Origin of the sequence: Rhodococcus sp. CX (assembly GCF_015865005.1) — a bacterium.
Taxonomy (GTDB): Bacteria; Actinomycetota; Actinomycetes; order Mycobacteriales; family Mycobacteriaceae; genus Rhodococcus.
Genome location: NZ_JADZGH010000087.1, coordinates 5,381 through 21,402, shown reverse-complemented (window position 1 = coordinate 21,402; position 16,022 = coordinate 5,381). Strand labels below are relative to the sequence as shown.

The following is a 16,022-nucleotide window of genomic DNA, read 5'->3' as shown; positions in this document are numbered from 1 at the left end:
CGTACCGTTCGGTTCCGTAGATCGACGGAACGTACCGTTCGCTCGGAAAAGAGGGGGAGCGCACGACGAGTCAGCCGGCGAGGATTCGGGCCTTCTCGGCTTCGAACTCGGCCTCGGTGAGCACACCCTGGGCCTTCAGCTCGCCGAGTTGTTTCAGCGCCTCGAGCCGGTCGACGCCACCCGAGGACTGGGGTGGAGGTGGCGGCGGAGGTGCAGCTTGCTGTTGCTGCGCACGGGCGTACTCTTCCTGTTCCTGCCGAGCCCAGCGCTGACCTTGCCGGCGCGAGACACGATTCGACACGGACGTCGCGGTTCCCGCGATCACGGCGGTCCGGGCGACGCCGCGGAGCAATCCGGGCATGGTTCAACCTTTCTCTGGATGTGCGGTTCCTGTCGGCCCTGGAACTCGGTCAGCTCTTGGCTTCGAGCGCGTCGAGTGATGCCAGGATGCCCTGCACCGGCACCCGTCCCGAGGCGACGAGCTGAGCCCCGTTGTGGCGCAACTTTGCCGCCAACGGTGCGGCCCAGGTGTTCTCGTAGATCAGGACGGCCGCCGAGCACCCCGGTTCCAGCGCCTCACCGGCCTCGGCGAGGTCGGTTTCGTCGAGCAGCCCGGAGTACGCTTCGGCGAACAGTGTCACGTCGAAGTCTCCTTGGAGCCCGACGTCGGTGATGTCGATCCCGGACACGGAACCGTCGGCGCCCTTCTGGACGAACTCGAGGTCCAGCACGCGAATGATGCCGCGCTCGACGAGGTCGATCAGCAGGGGCAGGGCGGAGCCGTCCGGAGGCCGGTCGGCGGGAAATTCGATGACGAGATAGTCGATGGGCCCCATCTCGTCGACTTCGGTACCGGTCACGGTGGTCTCTTTTCGTGAGGACGGGTACAGCGTTTCGACCCCCTCGACGATAGCTCTCCGCGCCGGTCTCCGGCCCTGTTTCCGCTGGCAGGCGGGATCTCGTCGGTATCCCGTGGGGGCCGGTGCAATTCCGGGATCGTCGGCACCGCGCGTCGGTCGGGAGACGAGTTCGGGAGTTGATCTTCAAACTCGTGCCGAGAATGCGAACCGCGCGCATACTACCGATACCACTCACCTCGTGAAAGGGACTCCCATGTCCGAAGATGTGCGTGTCAATCCGGAGGCCGGCAGCGTGAAGCAGGGAATCGCTGCGGGCACCTCCATCGGAGCCGCGGTGATCCTCGTGACCCTCGGCATCATCTCCCTCTTCCAGGGAATCGCCGCCGTCGCCGAGGACGAAGTGTTCGTTCGTGGTGTCGAATACATGTACAAGCTCGATTTCACCAGCTGGGGCTGGATCCACATCGTTCTCGGCGTCCTCATGATCCTCGTGGGGATCGCGCTGATGGCGGGCCAGACGTGGGCGCGGGTCACCGCAGTCATCATCGCGGCATTGTCGATCATCGCGAACTTCCTGTGGTTGCCGTACTACCCGTGGTGGTCGATCCTGATCATCGCGCTGAACATCGTGGTGATCTGGGCCGTGTCGACGTGGAACCCCCGAGTCGATTACTACTAGACACACGACGATGACATCGGGTATCGGCCCGACCGGATCGGGGGTCCCGGACGGCCCGCTCGCCTCGGGCGAGCGGGCCGAACTGGAGCGACTGCGCGCCGAGGTCGCGACCCTACGGTCGAAGGCCGCGGAGGTTCCCGCCGCGGGCGCGCCCCCGGAGCGGAAGCCTCGCCATGCGCTGCGATGGACGGCGGTGGCGATCCTGACCGTCCTGGTCGGCGTCCTGTCGATCGCCACGGTGACAGCACGTTTCGTGCGCGGCGAAGTTCTCGATACCGACCGGTACGTCACCACTGTCGCCCCGTTGGCGTCGGATCCGGCGATCCAGAATCAGATCGCCAACTCCGTCACCGACGAGATCTTCGACCGGGTCGACGTCCAGCAGCTCACGGCGGACGCCCTGTCGGCACTCACCGACCTGGTGCCGGCAGCCGAGAACGCGCCGCGTCTCGATCGCGCGATCGACGGGCTGGCGCCGGTGATCGCCGGACAGGCACGCAGTTTCGTCAACGAAACGGTGTTGTCGCTGGTGCGCAGCGATCAGTTCGACGACCTGTGGATCCAAGCGAACCGGGCCGCCCACAACGGGCTGGTCGCGGTCGTGACGGGCGATGTCGGGCCGTCGTCCGTGACGGTGGACGAGTCCGGCACCGTCAGCATCTCGCTGGGGACGGTCATCGACAACGTCAAGGCACGCCTGATCGATCGGGGCTTCACGTTCGCGGAGAAGATCCCCACGATCGACAAGCAGTTCGTCCTCTTCCAGTCACCGGATCTCGTTCGTGCGCAACGCGCGGTGTCCGCGCTGGACAAGGCAGCCGACATCCTGCCGTGGGTCACGATCGCAGCGGCCGTGGCCGCAGTGGTGGTCGCACCGACGGGCCGCCGCCTACGCGCCCTCGCGTTCGTGGGCGTCGCCCTGGCGATCGGGATGTTCGTGCTCGCCGTCGGTCTGATCATCGGGCGCGCAATATATCTCGACCAGATTCCACCGGACGTCCTGTCTCCCGACGCCGCCTCCACACTCATCGACACGGTGCTCGTGCCGCTCCGGGCCGCGCTGCGCGGTGTCGCCGTCCTCGGCCTGGTGATCGCGGTGGCCGCGTACCTGACCGGTGGTTCGGCCTCGGCCACCGCGGTGCGCCGCGGATTCGGTCGCGGACTGGACACCCTGCAGCGAGCACGTCGCACACGCCCGCCCAACGAAGTCGAACTGTGGGTGGCTCGGGCCCGAGTTCCGTTGCGGGTGGCGATCGTTGCGATCGGTGCGGTGCTGCTGATGTTCTGGCGGTACCCCACGGGCATGGTGGTCGTGTGGATCGTGATCGGTGTGCTCCTCGCGCTGCTGGTGCTCGAAGTGTTCGTGCGTCCGGTGCGGATGTGGCAGGAACAGTCCGGTCGCGACGCAGCGGCGGACGTCGACGCAGACGCACCGAGCGGGTGACCGATCGTGTCCGCCGTCGTCGACGAAATTCCGGGCGCGGCACGCTGGTGGGCGCGCGCCGCGGCGCTCTGTGTGCTCGTCGCGATCGTCCTGCCGATCGCCGAGGCGGGTGTGGGCGGTGCGGTGCTGCTCGTGGTCGTGGGAATCGCCGGGGTCGCGATCACCATCGCAGCGATCTACTGGTTCCTGTCCCGGCGTGGCGCGGTGAGGGCGGCGGCGCTCGTTCTCGCCGTCGTCGTGCCGATCGCGGTGCTGGCGCTGTACATCCACCAGAGACACCTGTGGGTCGTGGTCGTCGCAGGGGTTTTCGTGGCACTCGCCCTCGTGTGCGCGCGTGCAGCGCTGCGCATCCACCACGACGAGACCGGGCAGCCCGAATATCCTGCAGCGCCGGTGGAGAAGCCGTTCCTGGTGATGAATCCGCGTTCCGGCGGCGGGAAGGTGGTGAAGTTCGATCTGCAGCGCAAGGCCGAGGCGCTGGGCGCCACGGTGGCGTTGCTCGACGGACCCGAACCCATCGACGTCGAGGCGCTGGCGCTCGAGGCCGTCGCACGCGGAGCCGATCTGCTGGGGGTCGCCGGCGGTGACGGCACCCAGGCACTCGTGGCGGGTATCGCCGCAGCGCACGATATTCCGTTCCTGGTGATCAGCGCCGGGACCCGCAACCATTTCGCACTCGATCTCGGTCTGGATCGCGACGACCCCGCCGCCGGCCTCGACGCACTGCGCGACGGCGTCGAACTGCGTGTCGATCTCGGCGACATCAACGGCCGCACGTTCGTCAACAACGCGTCGTTCGGGGTGTATGCCGACATCGTGCAGAGCCCGAACTATCGAGACGACAAGACCGGGACCGTGCTGGACATGCTGCCGGATCTGCTCGCCGGTGACGGCAGGGCTCGCCTGCGCGCCCGCATCGACGGGGAACTCGTGGACGGTCCCCAGGCGATCCTGGTCAGCAACGGCCCGTACACCACCGACGATCTGGCCGGGATGGGCCGGCGCACCAGGCTGGACCGGGGCCGGCTCGGAGTCGTGGCGATCTCGGTGTCCAGCGCCCGGCAGGCGGTCGGTCTGCTCAATCGGGCGCGCAGCCGAGGACTCGTGCAGCGCACCGCCACCGAGGTGGTCGTCGACGCCGACACCCCCGACATCCCGGTCGGCGTCGACGGTGAGGCCCTGCGACTGCCCACACCGGTCCGGTGCACGATCACCCCGGGTGCCCTGCGCGTGCGGGTTCCCCGGAACCGGCCGGGGGTCCGTCTGGCCGCACCCGCCCTGGACTGGGTGCGTCTGCGCGAATTGGCTCTGCCCCGCCGTCGGACCTCCCCGGTCGCGCGGTGACGCTCCCAGCCCGTGGGGTTCAGGTACGTTCGTCCGTTGGGCAGGGACGAACATCGTCGTGAAGGGGTCAATGTGCAGGTCGAGGGCAAAGTTGCGGTCGTCACCGGGGCGGGAGGCGGCATCGGTGCCGCGATCGCGGGAAGTCTCGTCGCGGCGGGGGCGAAGGTTCTCCTCGCGGACCTAGACGGCGATGCCGTGCATCGGGTCGCGTCCGAACTCGACCCCACCGGGAAGGGTTCGGCACTGGGTGTGCGGGCCGACGTGGCCGACAACGGCGAGATCCGCGACCTCCTCGACCGTGCGGAGCGCGAATTGGGTCCGGTGGCACTGTATTTCGCGAACGCCGGGATCACCGGCGCGCCCGGTCTCGACGCCGACGAATCCGTGTGGGACCGCGCGTTCGACGTGAACATCCGCGCCCACGTGCGCGCCGCACAGTTGCTCGTGCCGAGATGGCTCGACCGCGGCGAGGGCTATTTCGTGTCCACCGCATCCGCAGCCGGCCTGCTGACGCAGATCGGATCGGCCACCTATTCGGTGACCAAGCACGCCGCCGTCGGATTTGCGGAGTGGCTGTCGGTTACATACGGCGACAAGGGAATTCGTGTGTCGTGCCTGTGTCCGATGGGAGTCGAGACCGCGTTGTTGCGGGAAGGGGAGCGGTCCGGGACCGGGCTCGGCGACATGGCGACCCGCGCCGTCACCTCCGCGGGGAAGGTCCTCGAGCCCTCCGAGGTGGCGGAGGTCGTCCTCGCCGCGATCGCGGAGGAGCACTTCCTGATCCTGCCGCACCCCGAAGTGCTCGACATGTACCGCTACAAGGGTGCCGACTACGACCGCTGGATCGCCGGGATGCGACGGTTCCAGGCGAAGCTCGCGGACGGCTGAGCGGCGCCCGCGCAGAAAATCGGTCGCGACTTGTCGGTGTCGTCGGGCAGACTGGGCGGCACACGACGGTCAGGGGAGGGCCGATGGTCGATGCCATAGTCGCAGAAGGATTGATCAAGACATACGGGAAGGTCACCGCGCTCGACGGCGTCGACCTCCGGGTCCCCGAGGGCACGGTGACCGCGCTGCTCGGACCGAACGGCGCGGGCAAGACCACCACCGTGCGGGTGCTGACCACGCTGCTGGTGCCGGACTCCGGTCGTGCCCAGGTCGCCGGCTACGACGTCGTCGCCGACGCCCGCACCCTGCGCTCGCACATCGGGGCGTCCGGCCAGTACGCGGCGGTCGACGAGTACCTGACCGGATTCGAGAATCTGGAGATGGTGGGCAGGCTCTACCACCTCGGCGCCAGACGTAGCCGGGAACGTGCCCGTGAACTGCTCGAACGCTTCGATCTCGTGGAGGCGGGCGACCGCCCCGTCAAGGGATATTCCGGAGGCATGCGCCGACGCCTCGACCTCGCGGGTGCCCTCGTCGCAGAACCCCCGGTGCTGTTCCTCGACGAGCCCACCACGGGTCTCGATCCCCGCGCTCGGCTCGGGCTGTGGGAGGTGATCGAACAGCTGGTGGCGCGCGGCACGACGCTGCTGCTCACCACGCAGTACATGGAGGAAGCGGAACGGCTCGCCGACGAGATCGCCGTGATCGACCACGGCAGGGTGATCGCCGAGGGGACAGCCGACGAACTCAAGAGTCTCGTGGGCAGCGAGCGCATCGAACTGGGGATCCCCGACCAGGCGGACCGCGAGGTCGCCGTGCGGGAACTTGCGTCCGTCGCGGCCGGTGAGATCCAGGTCGACGGTGGCGCGGGAACGCTCACGGTCCCGATCGGGTCGTCCGACGGCGGCGGCGCCGAAGCCCTCGTCGCCGCGCTGGGCAAGCTGTCCGCTGCGGAGGTGCGTGTCGTGGATGTGGCGTTGCGCAAACCGACGCTCGACGACGTGTTTCTCACGCTGACCGGCCACGAGGCCGAGGACGAGAAGGAGGTGGCGCGGTGAACTCGGTGCAGATGGTCGCGTCCGACGGCCTCACCATCGCCAAACGCAACGTCATCAAGATCAAGCGTGTGCCCGACCTGATCGTGTTCACGATCCTCTCGCCGATCATGTTCGTGTTGCTGTTCGCGTACGTGTTCGGCAGCGCCATCGAGATCCCGGGCATGTCGTACCGGGAATTCCTCATCGCGGGCATCTTCACGCAGACCGTGATCTTCGGGTCCACATGGACCGGTCTGGGAATGGTCGAGGACCTGCAGAAGGGCATCATCGACCGGTTCCGCTCCCTGCCGATGGCTCCGTCCGCCGTGCTCATCGGCCGGACCACGACCGACGTGCTCATCAACGTGGTGAGCCTGGTCGTGATGTCGTTGACCGGTCTCGTGGTGGGCTGGCGCATCAACACGTCACTGGGCGAGGCAGCGGCCGGATATCTGCTGCTGTTGCTGTTCGCCTACGCGTTGTCGTGGGTCATGGCGGTCATCGGTATGTGGATCCGCACGCCGGAGGTGTTCAACAACGCGAGTTTCATGGTGATCTTCCCGTTGTCGTTCATCGCCAACACCTTCGTCGACCCGTCGTCGATGCCGCCGCTGTTACGCACGATCGCCGAGTGGAATCCGATGTCCGCGCTGACGCAGGCGGTGCGTGAGCTGTTCGGGAACACGAACCCGATGATGCCGACGCCCGACGTGTGGCCGTTGCAGAACCCGATCCTGGCCTCACTGCTGTGGACGGCTCTGATGTTGATCGTGTTCGTGCCCTTGGCGATCCACCGCTACCAGAAGGCCGTCAGCCGCTGACGCACGCGATCACAGCGGGCTGTCCATCCACGAATACTCCAGGCCGGCCCAGCCGCCGACGAGGCTGAACGTTCCCAGCAGCCACAGTGTCGTGAGCACGACGACGCCGGTGCCGAGCGCACCGGCGCCGCGCACGACCTTCGACTGGCGGGAGAACCAGGCCATGAACCGGTCGTAGCGGGTGCGCACGCCGTGCAGGGTCCGATGCGCCCATGCGAACTCCGAGGCGAGGATGCCGAGCCCGGCGAACACGATCAGCCACCCGGGGCCGGGATAGGGGATCGCGACGACGCCGAGGACCAGCACGATCGTTCCGACCATGGCCACCGTGACCCGGTAGGTCGTGTTCAGGGTGGGTCGTGCCGCGATGTGTTCGCGCAGACGATGCAGGCGGTCCATGATCGACGGCGGCGAGTCCGCTGACTCGTCCCGTTCACTGTTCACGAGCGCTCCGGGCTTGTTTCTCATCGGTCGCCTCGTTCGTTGGCGACCGGGTTCTCAGTCCCACTGTACCGGCGCCCGCTGGGCGCGGACGGGGGCAATCGGGGTGCTGCGGCTACGGCTCCTACCGTGAAGCTCCTGGTCAGCGGCTCAGCGGTGTCGCGCACACCCTCCCAGCCCTGTACTAGGTTTGCCTTCCCTTATAGACTTTCGCGGTGCTTTCCCGTTCCATCGAGCTCGTCGAGTGCTCGCGGGTGCCGTTCGCCTCGGGCCTCGCCGCTCACGGGGAACGGACCGCGCTCATCGTCGACGGCCGCGACATCTCCTACCGTGAACTGGCCGAGCGGGTCGATGCCGTCGCCCGCCGGCTCGGCTCGACCCGCCGCCTCGTCCTGATCACCGGCGCCAATGCCCTCGACCCGATCGTCGCCTACCTGGCGGCACTGGCATCCGGCCATCCGGTGCTGCTGGTGCCCGGCGGCAACGGCGATGCCCTCGCCGGGATGATCGAGACCTATCGTCCCGACGTCGAGGTCGACGACGGCCGTTTCGACGAACTCGCGCCCGGCACGACCCACGATCTGCATCCGGACCTGGCGCTGTTGCTGAGCACCTCCGGATCCACCGGTTCACCCAAACTGGTACGCCTGTCCCACAACAACGTTCAGGCCAATGCGGAGGCGATCGCCGGCTACCTCGGAATCCGGGACACCGACCGCGCCGTCACGACGCTGCCGATGCACTACTGCTACGGGTTGTCGGTGCTGCACAGTCACCTGCTGCGCGGCGCGGGGGTGGTGCTCACCGACCGGTCCGTCACGGAACCGGAATTCTGGGACCTCGTCCGCGACCATCGCGTCAGCGCGCTCGCCGGCGTCCCCTACACGTTCGACCTGCTCGATCGCGTCGGTTTCGCCGACATGGACCTCGAGCACCTGCGCTACGTCACGCAGGCCGGGGGCAGGCTCGATCCCGAGCGGGTACGCGGATACGCCGCGCTCGGACGACGCCGCGGCTTCGACTTCTTCGTCATGTACGGGCAGACCGAAGCCACCGCCCGCATGGCGTATCTGCCGCCGGAACTGACGGCGCAGTATCCGGACACCATCGGCATCCCGGTTCCCGGCGGCTCGTTCCGCATCGATCCGGTCCCCGAGGGTGAGGACGGGGCCGGTGAACTCGTCTACGCCGGACCGAACGTCATGCTCGGCTACGCGACCACCCCCGGCGACCTCGCGTCGGGAAGGGTCGTCGACGAACTGCGCACCGGGGACCTGGCCGTGCGTACCGAGGCGGGGTTGTATCGCATCGTCGGACGCCGGTCCCGCTTCGCCAAACTGTTCGGTCTGCGCATCGATCTGCAGCGGGTCGACGCAGCGCTCGCCGCTCACGGTCTGGTCGCGTGCTGCGCCGGCGGCGACGAGCAGCTGATCGTCGCGGTCGTCGACGCCGACCCGCGGCACGTCCGGGGGCTCGCCGCCCGGGCGAGTGGGCTGCCCGAGTCTGCCGTGCGGGTGGTCCCGGTCGCGGACCTGCCGCGCACCGAGAACGGCAAACCCGACTTCCGTGCCGTCGCCGCCCTCGCCGACCGCGCACCGGACGAACCGCTCGCCGGTGCCGGCCCGGTCGATCTGTCGCGGCTGCGCGCGCTCTACGCGGAGATTCTCGCCACCGACGAGGTCACCGACGACAGCACCTTCGTCGACCTCGGCGGGGACTCGCTCACCTATGTGCGGATGTCGGTGCGGCTCGAGAAGCTTCTGGGGAACCTGCCCGCCGACTGGCACACCACTCCGCTCCGCGAGCTGGCCACCGAGACCCGGCGGCCCCGGCGCGGGTTGCGCACAGTCGAGACGAACGTACTGATCCGTGCGCTGGCAATCGTCTTCATCGTCGGTTCGCATCTGCACCTGTTCGAGCTCGTCGGCGGTGCGCACGTGCTGCTCGCCGCCGCCGGGTACAACTTCGCGCGGTTCAACCTGGCGGGATCGCGCAGCGCCCGGTTCCGGCACACGCTGGCGTCCGTCGCGCGGATCGCACTGCCCAGCATGGTGTGGATCGGTGGGGTCGTGTCCGTCACCGGGATTCATCCGGTGAGCAGTGTGTTTCTCCTCAACGGTGTGTTCGGTCCCGACGCCTGGACCCGCGAGTGGCGGTACTGGTTCGTCGAGGCGCTGGTGTACATCGTGCTCGCGGTCGCCGTGCTGCTCGCGATTCCGTGGGTCGACGAACGAGAACGCCGCTTCCCGTTCGCGTTTCCGCTGGTGCTCGTGGCGGCGGGGCTGCTCACCCGCTACCAGGTGATCGGACCGGACACCCCGACCAGCCAGATCCTCGCGTCGTACGTGGTGTTCTGGCTGTTCCCGCTCGGCTGGGCGGCGGCACGCGCGACCGCCGTGTGGCAGCGGGTCGTGGTGAGTGCGATCGCGCTCGCGACGGTGCCGGGCTTCTTCCACGACGAGCCCGAGCGAACCGCACTGGTCCTCGGCGGATTGCTGCTGTTCGTCTGGATTCCGCGCATGTGGTGGCCGGCGTTGCTCGTCCGCCCGATGGAGGTGCTGGCGAGCGCGTCGCTGTTCATCTACCTGACGCACTTCACCGTCTACCCCTACCTGCGGGACATCGACCCGTGGTTCGCGTTCGGTGCGTCGCTGGTGGTCGGGATCGCCTACCAGCAGCTGTGGGTCGGCCTGGGGTGGCTGTGGGCCAAGTGGCGGTTCCGCTCGTCCGGCACCTCCGCCGATCCCGGCCGGGCACCCACCGGGCGCCCGGCCGGAACAGCGGCCGTCACAGGTACGGACGGGTGATCAGCTCGATCGCGTGACCGGACGGGTCCTTGAAATAGACGCCGCGCCCGCCGTGCTCGGTGTTGGTTTCTCCGGGGCGTTGCATGTGCGCGTCGGCCCAGTGCTCGATTCCGGCGTCGAGCAGACGCCGGTATGCGCGGTCGAACAGCTCGTCGTCGATCAGGAACGCGTAGTGCTGCATCTGGATCTCGACCGGTGGTTCGGCGAACTGGAGCAGCACGCCGTCGTCGAGCTGGATGTTGGTGAACACGCCCCAGGAGGGTGCTTCATCGACTTCCAGTAGCTCGCGGAAGAAACGCGCGGACTCCTCGCGGTCGCGGGAGCCCGGCCCGCGGTCAGCGCTCCACCGGATCGCCTATCCGTGTGTGGCGCAATGCCGTCCCGGTGTTCACACGGGGCACTCTACTCCCGTCAGGCCCAGGCGGCACCGGGTCGCGCAGCGGATCGGCACCGTGCCCCAACTGCCGCTTCGTGTTTCGCATCGGTAAGGACCCCGGTGACGGTGGACGGCGAACAGAACCGATCGCGGCAGGCCGGGTGCCTGCCGCGATCGGGGATGGTCTCGGTCAGTAGGGGAGCGGCGCAGGCTGCCAGGTGGACACCGCCCAGATGACGACGACGTCCAGCGCGATGATCAGGACCGACCACCACGGGTAGTACGGCAACCACATGAAATTCACCAGGATCGACAGTGCCGCGAGAATGATCGCGGCCATGCGCGCCCAGGTCGCTCCCGTCAGCAGGACGAGACCCACGACGATGAGCACCACTCCGAACACGATGTGGATCCAGCCCCACGTCGTGAAGTCGAACTTGAACGTGTACTCCACGCCCACCACGAACAACTCGTTCTCGGCGACCGCGGCGATGCCCTGCAAGAGTTGCAGGATGCCGACGGTCATGAGAATGACGGCTGCCGCGATGGACGTTCCCGCAGCAACTTTCTGTTTGGTGCTTCCCCGATCGACGGGCACATCATCGGACACGGCAGTCACCTTCCAGTCGACTGTGCTTCCCGGAACGCTATTGTGCGCGCCGAGCCGGTCGTCACGGTGCGGTTTCTGTGATCTTCATCCGTTTCCGGGCGTGCGCCGTGCGTTCACGGCAGCAGTGTCACGGCAGTAGCCGGTCCAGGAAGCTGTTGCTGAACACGCGATGCGGATCGAGCCGGTTGAACACCTGCCGTGCCGAATCCCAGTTCTCGTGCGCCGGGACGCCCTGCCGGTAGGTGTCGGGAAGCGCCCCGGCGAGAATCGAATCGTCGGTGTACGGACGCTCGGGCCCGAACGCCCAGCCCTTCGACCATTCGGGGCGGAAGGTGGAATCGCCACCGGCGAAACGCTGCCGCATCCACTGCTCCATCTCGCGGTAGAACGCGAACATGCCGGGGGTGCCCGGGACGCCGAGCACGTTCAGCCAGATGGCGGTGTCCCATTCGGGGTGGTCGGGGCGGGGCCGCATCGCCGAGATCGTCGGTGGGCCCGCCGACGGCACCCGCACGTCGTCGGGCTGATCGAGCCCACAGCAACGGATTTCGACAGGCCCGTTGAGCGGGTACTGCCCCAGCGACCGGTAATGCTCGATCCGTTCGTGGAACCAGTGGGTGAAGTCGTGGATCACGTTGGCGATGTTGGCGCGGCTGGTGAGCACCGCGCCACCGCCCTCGGTCAGCCGGAGCGTGGTGGCCTTGATGTAGAACTGCAGGTCCTTCGACCAGCCCCAGATGTCGCTCGCGTTCGACGCGGCGAGCCCCGCGACCGTCACACCGTAGTAGGCCTGCCCGAACGCCGGTGCGATGGAAGTGTTTCCGGCGGTGATCTGCCCGAGCATGTCGGTGATCGGCTCGGGGACGTTGTCGGAGAACGGATAGTTGTACGGTCCGAAGACCTCGCGGGATTCGGTGGGCTTCTCGGGGGCGATCGACCACACCTTCATCCACGGCTTGTCCGTGAACGGATACCAGATGGCCTCCGCGCGGCCGTCGCTGCGAATGAACGATTCGAACGTGCGGCCGTCGGCGCCGGCCGGCGCGAACAGTTCCCGCCAGTCGATGTCGGTGTAGCTGCGGCAGCGCATCCGCGTGTTCGGACCGGCCTGCATCGTCACCGAGGTGACGAAGGTGCGGCCGAGATTGGTGAGCAGCGCCGTGATGTCGGAGTCGGAGCGGCGGAAGGTGCGCAGACCGTATTCGCTGCCCGTCCACACCACCGCGGTCATCTCCGTGACCAGGTTGCTCAGCGAACCGAACGTGTGGCCCGGCACCGGTTCCTCACCGTCGGCGGGGAGCGCGGCTCCGTGCGCGTCGACGGCGAGCGATCCGGCGATCGAAAGAACGCCCGGCGCGGGAAGATTCGCCCACCCCAGCCCGTGCTCCTGGAGTGCGGTGGTGATCGCGTCGAGAGTGGCTCCGGCGCCGGCGGTCACCGTGGCGGGGTCACCGCCCGGCTGCACGCTCACCCCGTTCAGATGAACCATGGTGTCCGCGAGGATCACCCGGTCCACCGACGCCCCGTTGACGACGGTCAGGGGCGTCCAGCCGTGCATCGCGCCGCGCGGCCGGATCGTGTAACCGTGCGCGTGTGCCCAGTTGGCCAAGCGGACAACGTCTTCCGGGCTCGTCGGCGTACACGTCCAGACGGCGTCCAGCATGATCTCCTTGGACCAGTTCTGATACGCCTGCTGGAACAGTGCGATGCCCTCGGGGAATTGTGGGGGAGCGGGCAGCGTGGCGCCCGACGATCCGAACGGCACAGCACGGGCTGGAGCCCAGCCCCCCAGGGCGGTGGCAGCGAGGGCGCCTGCCCCGGCGGCGAGGAAACCCCGCCGGGACAGACGCAGCGACTCGTCACGAATCGTCATGCAGGATCCGCTTTCTCGATGGGAAAAGGAGATCGAACAGGAGGTTATGCGATGGTGAGAACCACGTCGGCGAGTGCCGGAGCGAGATCGCGTTCGACGACGGCCGCGGTGATCAGCAGTCGATCGCCGTCGCGCCAGATCCGGACGCGCAGCGTCTCGCCCGGGAAGACCACACCGGCGAACCGTGCCCGGAAACCCTTGACGCGGGCGGCATCACCGCCGAGGACGGCGTCGGTCGCCGCCTTGCACACGATGCCGTAGGTGCACAGGCCGTGCAGGATCGGCGCGGGGAAGCCCGCCCCCTTCGCGAATTCCGGATCCGAGTGCAGGGGATTGCGGTCGCCGCACAGGCGGTACAGCAGCGCCTGCTGCGGCAGCGTCGGGACGTCCACCTCGACATCCGGTTCGCGGTCCGGCAGCTCGACGGACTCCGACGGCCCGCGCTCGCCACCGAAACCGCCCTCGCCGCGCGCGAAGATCGACGACCGTGCGGTCCACAGCGGGTTGCCGTCGGGATCCACCGTGGTCGATTCCTGCACGATCACCGCGGCCTTGCCCTTGTCCCACACCTCGGCGATGCGAGTGGTGGTGCGGCCCTTGCCGTCGGCCGGGATCGGCGCGTGCACGACGACCTCCTGGCTGCCGTGCACGACCTTCGCCAGGTCGATCTCGACGCCGGGGAACGACACCTTCGGCGGTTCCACGGCGTGGAAGGTCGCGGCGACGGTCGCGAACGTCGGCAGCACCTGCGACCGGCCGTCGCTGAGGTAGCGCAGTTCGGCCGGGTCGGTGGGGCGGGAGCCTGCGCCGATTCCCAGGTTGTAGAGCTGAACCTCGCTGCTGGTCCAGGAGAAATCCTGGGAGGGCAGTTCGGCGCCGATCGCGACGGAGGGGTCGATGGGCACGCGGGATCCTTTCTGACCGGCCGCTCTCTCGAGCGGCGATGTTGGCGGGGCGCTTCCGGCCTCGGCCGCAGACTAGTGCTGTTCCGCCGTCTCGGCTGCGGGTTCTCCCGTTGACCGGGTTCCCTCGCCCAGGATGTCGAGGACCGCGAGGTAGGCGAACGTCATCGCGGGACCGATGGTCGCGCCGGGGCCCGCGTAGGTGTGGCCCATGACAGGGGCGCTGACGTTGCCGGCCGCGTAGAGGCCCTCGACGACTGTGCCGTCCTCGCGGAGCACGCGAGCGTCGACATCGGTGACGAGCCCGCCCTTGGTGCCGAGGTCGCCGGGCACCACCTTGAACGCGTAGAACGGGGCCTTGGCGATGACGCCGAGGCTCGGGTTCGGCTTGTTCAGCGGGTCACCGTAGTAGTGGTCGTACTGTGATTCGCCGCGACCGAAGTCCTCGTCCTTACCGCTGCGGGCGAAACCGTTGAACCGCTCGACGGTCTCGGTGAGTGCCGCGGCGGGCACACCGATCTTCTCTGCGAGTTCGCTGACGGACCCCGCCTTCACCAGCACACCGGCCTTCAGCCAGCGACCGGGGAAGGGTGTGCGCGGGGTGATGCCGGCGAAGGTGTAGCGGTCGCGGTAACGCTGGTCGAGGATCAGCCACGCCGGGATGTTCTCGCCGGGACCCTCGCCGCGGCCGTGGGTTCCGCCGTACATCGCGTGCGTCGCCTCGACGTACGGCGCGGATTCGTTGGCGAAGCGCTTGCCGGAGCTGTTGACCATGATGCAGCCGGGCAGGCTGCGCTCGGACAGCGCGAACCAGGGCCCGCCGGTCAGCGGGAAGGACGGACCCCACCACGCGTCGTCCATGAAGTCCACGGCGCCCCCGACGGCCTGGCCGGCGCGGATGCCGTCACCGGTGTTGGCCTTGGCGCCGACGGTCCATTCCGTCCCGATCGGGGCACGTTGGTACTTCTTGCGCATCTCGTCGTTGTGCTCGAAGCCGCCGCAGGCGAGGATGACGCCCTTGCGGGCGTGGATGATCCGCTCCTCGCCGTCCGAGACGATCTTGACGCCGCGTACGGCACCGTCCTCGACGACGAGGTCGGTGAGGGCGGTGTTGAGCAGCAGGGGAACGTTCGCGTCGCGGAGGCCGATGCGCAGCCCCGCCATGAGTGCCTGACCGCGGACCAGCAGGTGCTTGCGGGTGAGGTTCGCCCACACGAAGCGCGCGCCGACCCGCATGGCGCGCAGCGGTCCGCGCGGGTTGCGCATCAGCAAGTTCAGCCACTTGTAGTCGGCCTGGGTGATGACGAAGTTCTTCGGGGCCCGCGCGTAGTCCGGTTCGAGCGTGGCGAGATCCGCGCCGAGGCGACGTCCGTCGAACGGGCTGGGCTCGACGGAGCGGCCACCGGCGCGCCCGCCCGGGGCCTCCGGGTAGTAGTCGGAATATCCGGGGACCCACTGCAATTCGAGTGCGCTGTGCTTCTGGACGAAGGACAGCATCTCGGGGCCGCGGTCGATGTAGGTGTCGATCTTCTCGGCGGGCACCACGTCGCCGATGATGCTGTGCAGGTAGGTGCGTGCGGCCTCGGGGGTGTCCGCGACACCGGCCGCCTTCAGTGCGTCGTTGTTGGGGATCCACACGCCGCCGCCGGAGCGGGCGCTCGAGCCGCCGTAGCAGGCGGCCTTCTCGATCACGACGACGCTCGCGCCCTTGTTGGCGGCGGTGATCGCGGCGGTCATTCCGCCGGCGCCACTGCCGACGACGACGATGTCGTACTCCTGCTCACTCATGTAGAACACGTTATAGAATTGGTTCTGCCGAGTCCATCCTTTCCGCCCAGATTGTCTGCACGGAGAGGGGTGATCGTGCCGGCGGTCGGACTCGAGACATGTTCCACCATAGGGCGATGGGACCCGTCGTCCGGCCGGGCCGGGCGACGGGT

General features: G+C 68.1%; 15 protein-coding genes. 7 read left to right on the top strand and 8 right to left on the bottom strand.

The window, feature by feature from the left end; all coding sequences use genetic code 11:
* Positions 1–70: 70 nt before the first annotated feature.
* Both I0Q12_RS09380 and I0Q12_RS09375 read right to left on the bottom strand, forming a co-directional pair.
* On the bottom strand, positions 71–361 hold the full coding sequence (locus I0Q12_RS09380) for an SHOCT domain-containing protein (RefSeq protein WP_197251667.1): 291 nt from the start codon (positions 359–361) through the stop codon (positions 71–73).
* A 49-nt stretch (positions 362–410) separates the two neighbouring features.
* A complete protein-coding gene (locus tag I0Q12_RS09375; protein WP_197251666.1) occupies positions 411–860 on the bottom strand; it encodes a DUF6325 family protein in 450 nt (149 codons plus the stop codon).
* A gap of 253 nt (positions 861–1,113) precedes the next feature.
* On the opposite strand from I0Q12_RS09375, the gene I0Q12_RS09370 reads away from it, so the two are divergent.
* The 6 genes from I0Q12_RS09370 (at position 1,114) to I0Q12_RS09345 (ending at position 7,073) form a co-directional block, all read left to right on the top strand.
* The gene (locus I0Q12_RS09370; RefSeq protein ID WP_197251665.1) at positions 1,114–1,539 is read left to right on the top strand and encodes a hypothetical protein; all 426 of its coding nucleotides are present in this window, start codon (positions 1,114–1,116) and stop codon (positions 1,537–1,539) included.
* Between the two features lie 10 nt (positions 1,540–1,549).
* Positions 1,550–2,983: a hypothetical protein gene (locus I0Q12_RS09365; RefSeq protein WP_197251664.1), complete on the top strand. Its 1,434-nt coding sequence runs from the start codon at positions 1,550–1,552 to the stop codon at positions 2,981–2,983.
* Positions 2,984–2,989: 6 nt separating this feature from the next.
* Entirely contained in the window at positions 2,990–4,327 is a 1,338-nt protein-coding gene (locus I0Q12_RS09360; RefSeq protein ID WP_197251663.1) for a diacylglycerol kinase family protein, read from the top strand.
* 72 nt (positions 4,328–4,399) lie between these two features.
* Complete coding sequence (locus I0Q12_RS09355; RefSeq protein WP_197251680.1) at positions 4,400–5,215, top strand: SDR family oxidoreductase; 816 nt, start codon at positions 4,400–4,402, stop codon at positions 5,213–5,215.
* Between the two features lie 83 nt (positions 5,216–5,298).
* On the top strand, positions 5,299–6,273 hold the full coding sequence (locus tag I0Q12_RS09350; RefSeq protein WP_197251662.1) for an ATP-binding cassette domain-containing protein: 975 nt from the start codon (positions 5,299–5,301) through the stop codon (positions 6,271–6,273).
* Entirely contained in the window at positions 6,270–7,073 is an 804-nt protein-coding gene (locus I0Q12_RS09345) for an ABC transporter permease (RefSeq protein ID WP_248676158.1), read from the top strand. The genes I0Q12_RS09350 and I0Q12_RS09345 overlap by 4 nt, the downstream gene beginning before the upstream one ends.
* A gap of 9 nt (positions 7,074–7,082) precedes the next feature.
* Here the strand turns inward: I0Q12_RS09345 and I0Q12_RS09340 are convergent, their stop codons facing one another.
* The gene (locus I0Q12_RS09340; RefSeq protein WP_197251678.1) at positions 7,083–7,472 is read right to left on the bottom strand and encodes a TIGR02611 family protein; all 390 of its coding nucleotides are present in this window, start codon (positions 7,470–7,472) and stop codon (positions 7,083–7,085) included.
* A gap of 257 nt (positions 7,473–7,729) precedes the next feature.
* On the opposite strand from I0Q12_RS09340, the gene I0Q12_RS09335 reads away from it, so the two are divergent.
* Positions 7,730–10,321, top strand: coding sequence for an AMP-binding protein (locus tag I0Q12_RS09335; RefSeq protein ID WP_197251661.1), 2,592 nt, complete (start codon positions 7,730–7,732; stop codon positions 10,319–10,321).
* Here I0Q12_RS09335 and I0Q12_RS09330 read toward each other — a convergent pair.
* The 5 genes from I0Q12_RS09330 to kstD all read right to left on the bottom strand — a co-directional run bounded on the left by I0Q12_RS09330 (position 10,302) and on the right by kstD (position 15,870).
* Entirely contained in the window at positions 10,302–10,673 is a 372-nt protein-coding gene (locus I0Q12_RS09330; RefSeq protein WP_197251677.1) for a VOC family protein, read from the bottom strand. The genes I0Q12_RS09335 and I0Q12_RS09330 overlap by 20 nt on opposite strands.
* Positions 10,674–10,887: 214 nt before the next feature.
* A complete protein-coding gene (locus I0Q12_RS09325) occupies positions 10,888–11,307 on the bottom strand; it encodes a hypothetical protein (RefSeq protein ID WP_197251660.1) in 420 nt (139 codons plus the stop codon).
* A gap of 127 nt (positions 11,308–11,434) precedes the next feature.
* Positions 11,435–13,180 carry a cholesterol oxidase substrate-binding domain-containing protein gene (locus I0Q12_RS09320; protein ID WP_197251659.1) on the bottom strand — a complete coding sequence of 582 codons (1,746 nt, stop codon included), beginning with the start codon at positions 13,178–13,180 and terminating at the stop codon, positions 11,435–11,437.
* Positions 13,181–13,224: 44 nt separating this feature from the next.
* Positions 13,225–14,085, bottom strand: coding sequence for a MaoC/PaaZ C-terminal domain-containing protein (locus I0Q12_RS09315; protein ID WP_197251658.1), 861 nt, complete (start codon positions 14,083–14,085; stop codon positions 13,225–13,227).
* Positions 14,086–14,157: 72 nt separating this feature from the next.
* Positions 14,158–15,870: a 3-oxosteroid 1-dehydrogenase gene (gene kstD, locus I0Q12_RS09310; RefSeq protein WP_197251657.1), complete on the bottom strand. Its 1,713-nt coding sequence runs from the start codon at positions 15,868–15,870 to the stop codon at positions 14,158–14,160.
* Positions 15,871–16,022: the final 152 nt, after the last annotated feature.

What these genes read in the sequence shown, in the direction of transcription:
- I0Q12_RS09340 (WP_197251678.1), bottom strand. Translation starts at nt 7,472, where the DNA reads ATGGACCGCCTGCATCGTCTGCGCGAACACATCGCGGCACGACCCACC.
- I0Q12_RS09365 (WP_197251664.1), top strand. Translation starts at nt 1,550, where the DNA reads ATGACATCGGGTATCGGCCCGACCGGATCGGGGGTCCCGGACGGCCCG.
- I0Q12_RS09350 (WP_197251662.1), top strand. Translation starts at nt 5,299, where the DNA reads ATGGTCGATGCCATAGTCGCAGAAGGATTGATCAAGACATACGGGAAG.
- kstD (WP_197251657.1), bottom strand. Translation starts at nt 15,870, where the DNA reads ATGAGTGAGCAGGAGTACGACATCGTCGTCGTCGGCAGTGGCGCCGGC.
- I0Q12_RS09370 (WP_197251665.1), top strand. Translation starts at nt 1,114, where the DNA reads ATGTCCGAAGATGTGCGTGTCAATCCGGAGGCCGGCAGCGTGAAGCAG.
- I0Q12_RS09320 (WP_197251659.1), bottom strand. Translation starts at nt 13,180, where the DNA reads ATGACGATTCGTGACGAGTCGCTGCGTCTGTCCCGGCGGGGTTTCCTC.
- I0Q12_RS09380 (WP_197251667.1), bottom strand. Translation starts at nt 361, where the DNA reads ATGCCCGGATTGCTCCGCGGCGTCGCCCGGACCGCCGTGATCGCGGGA.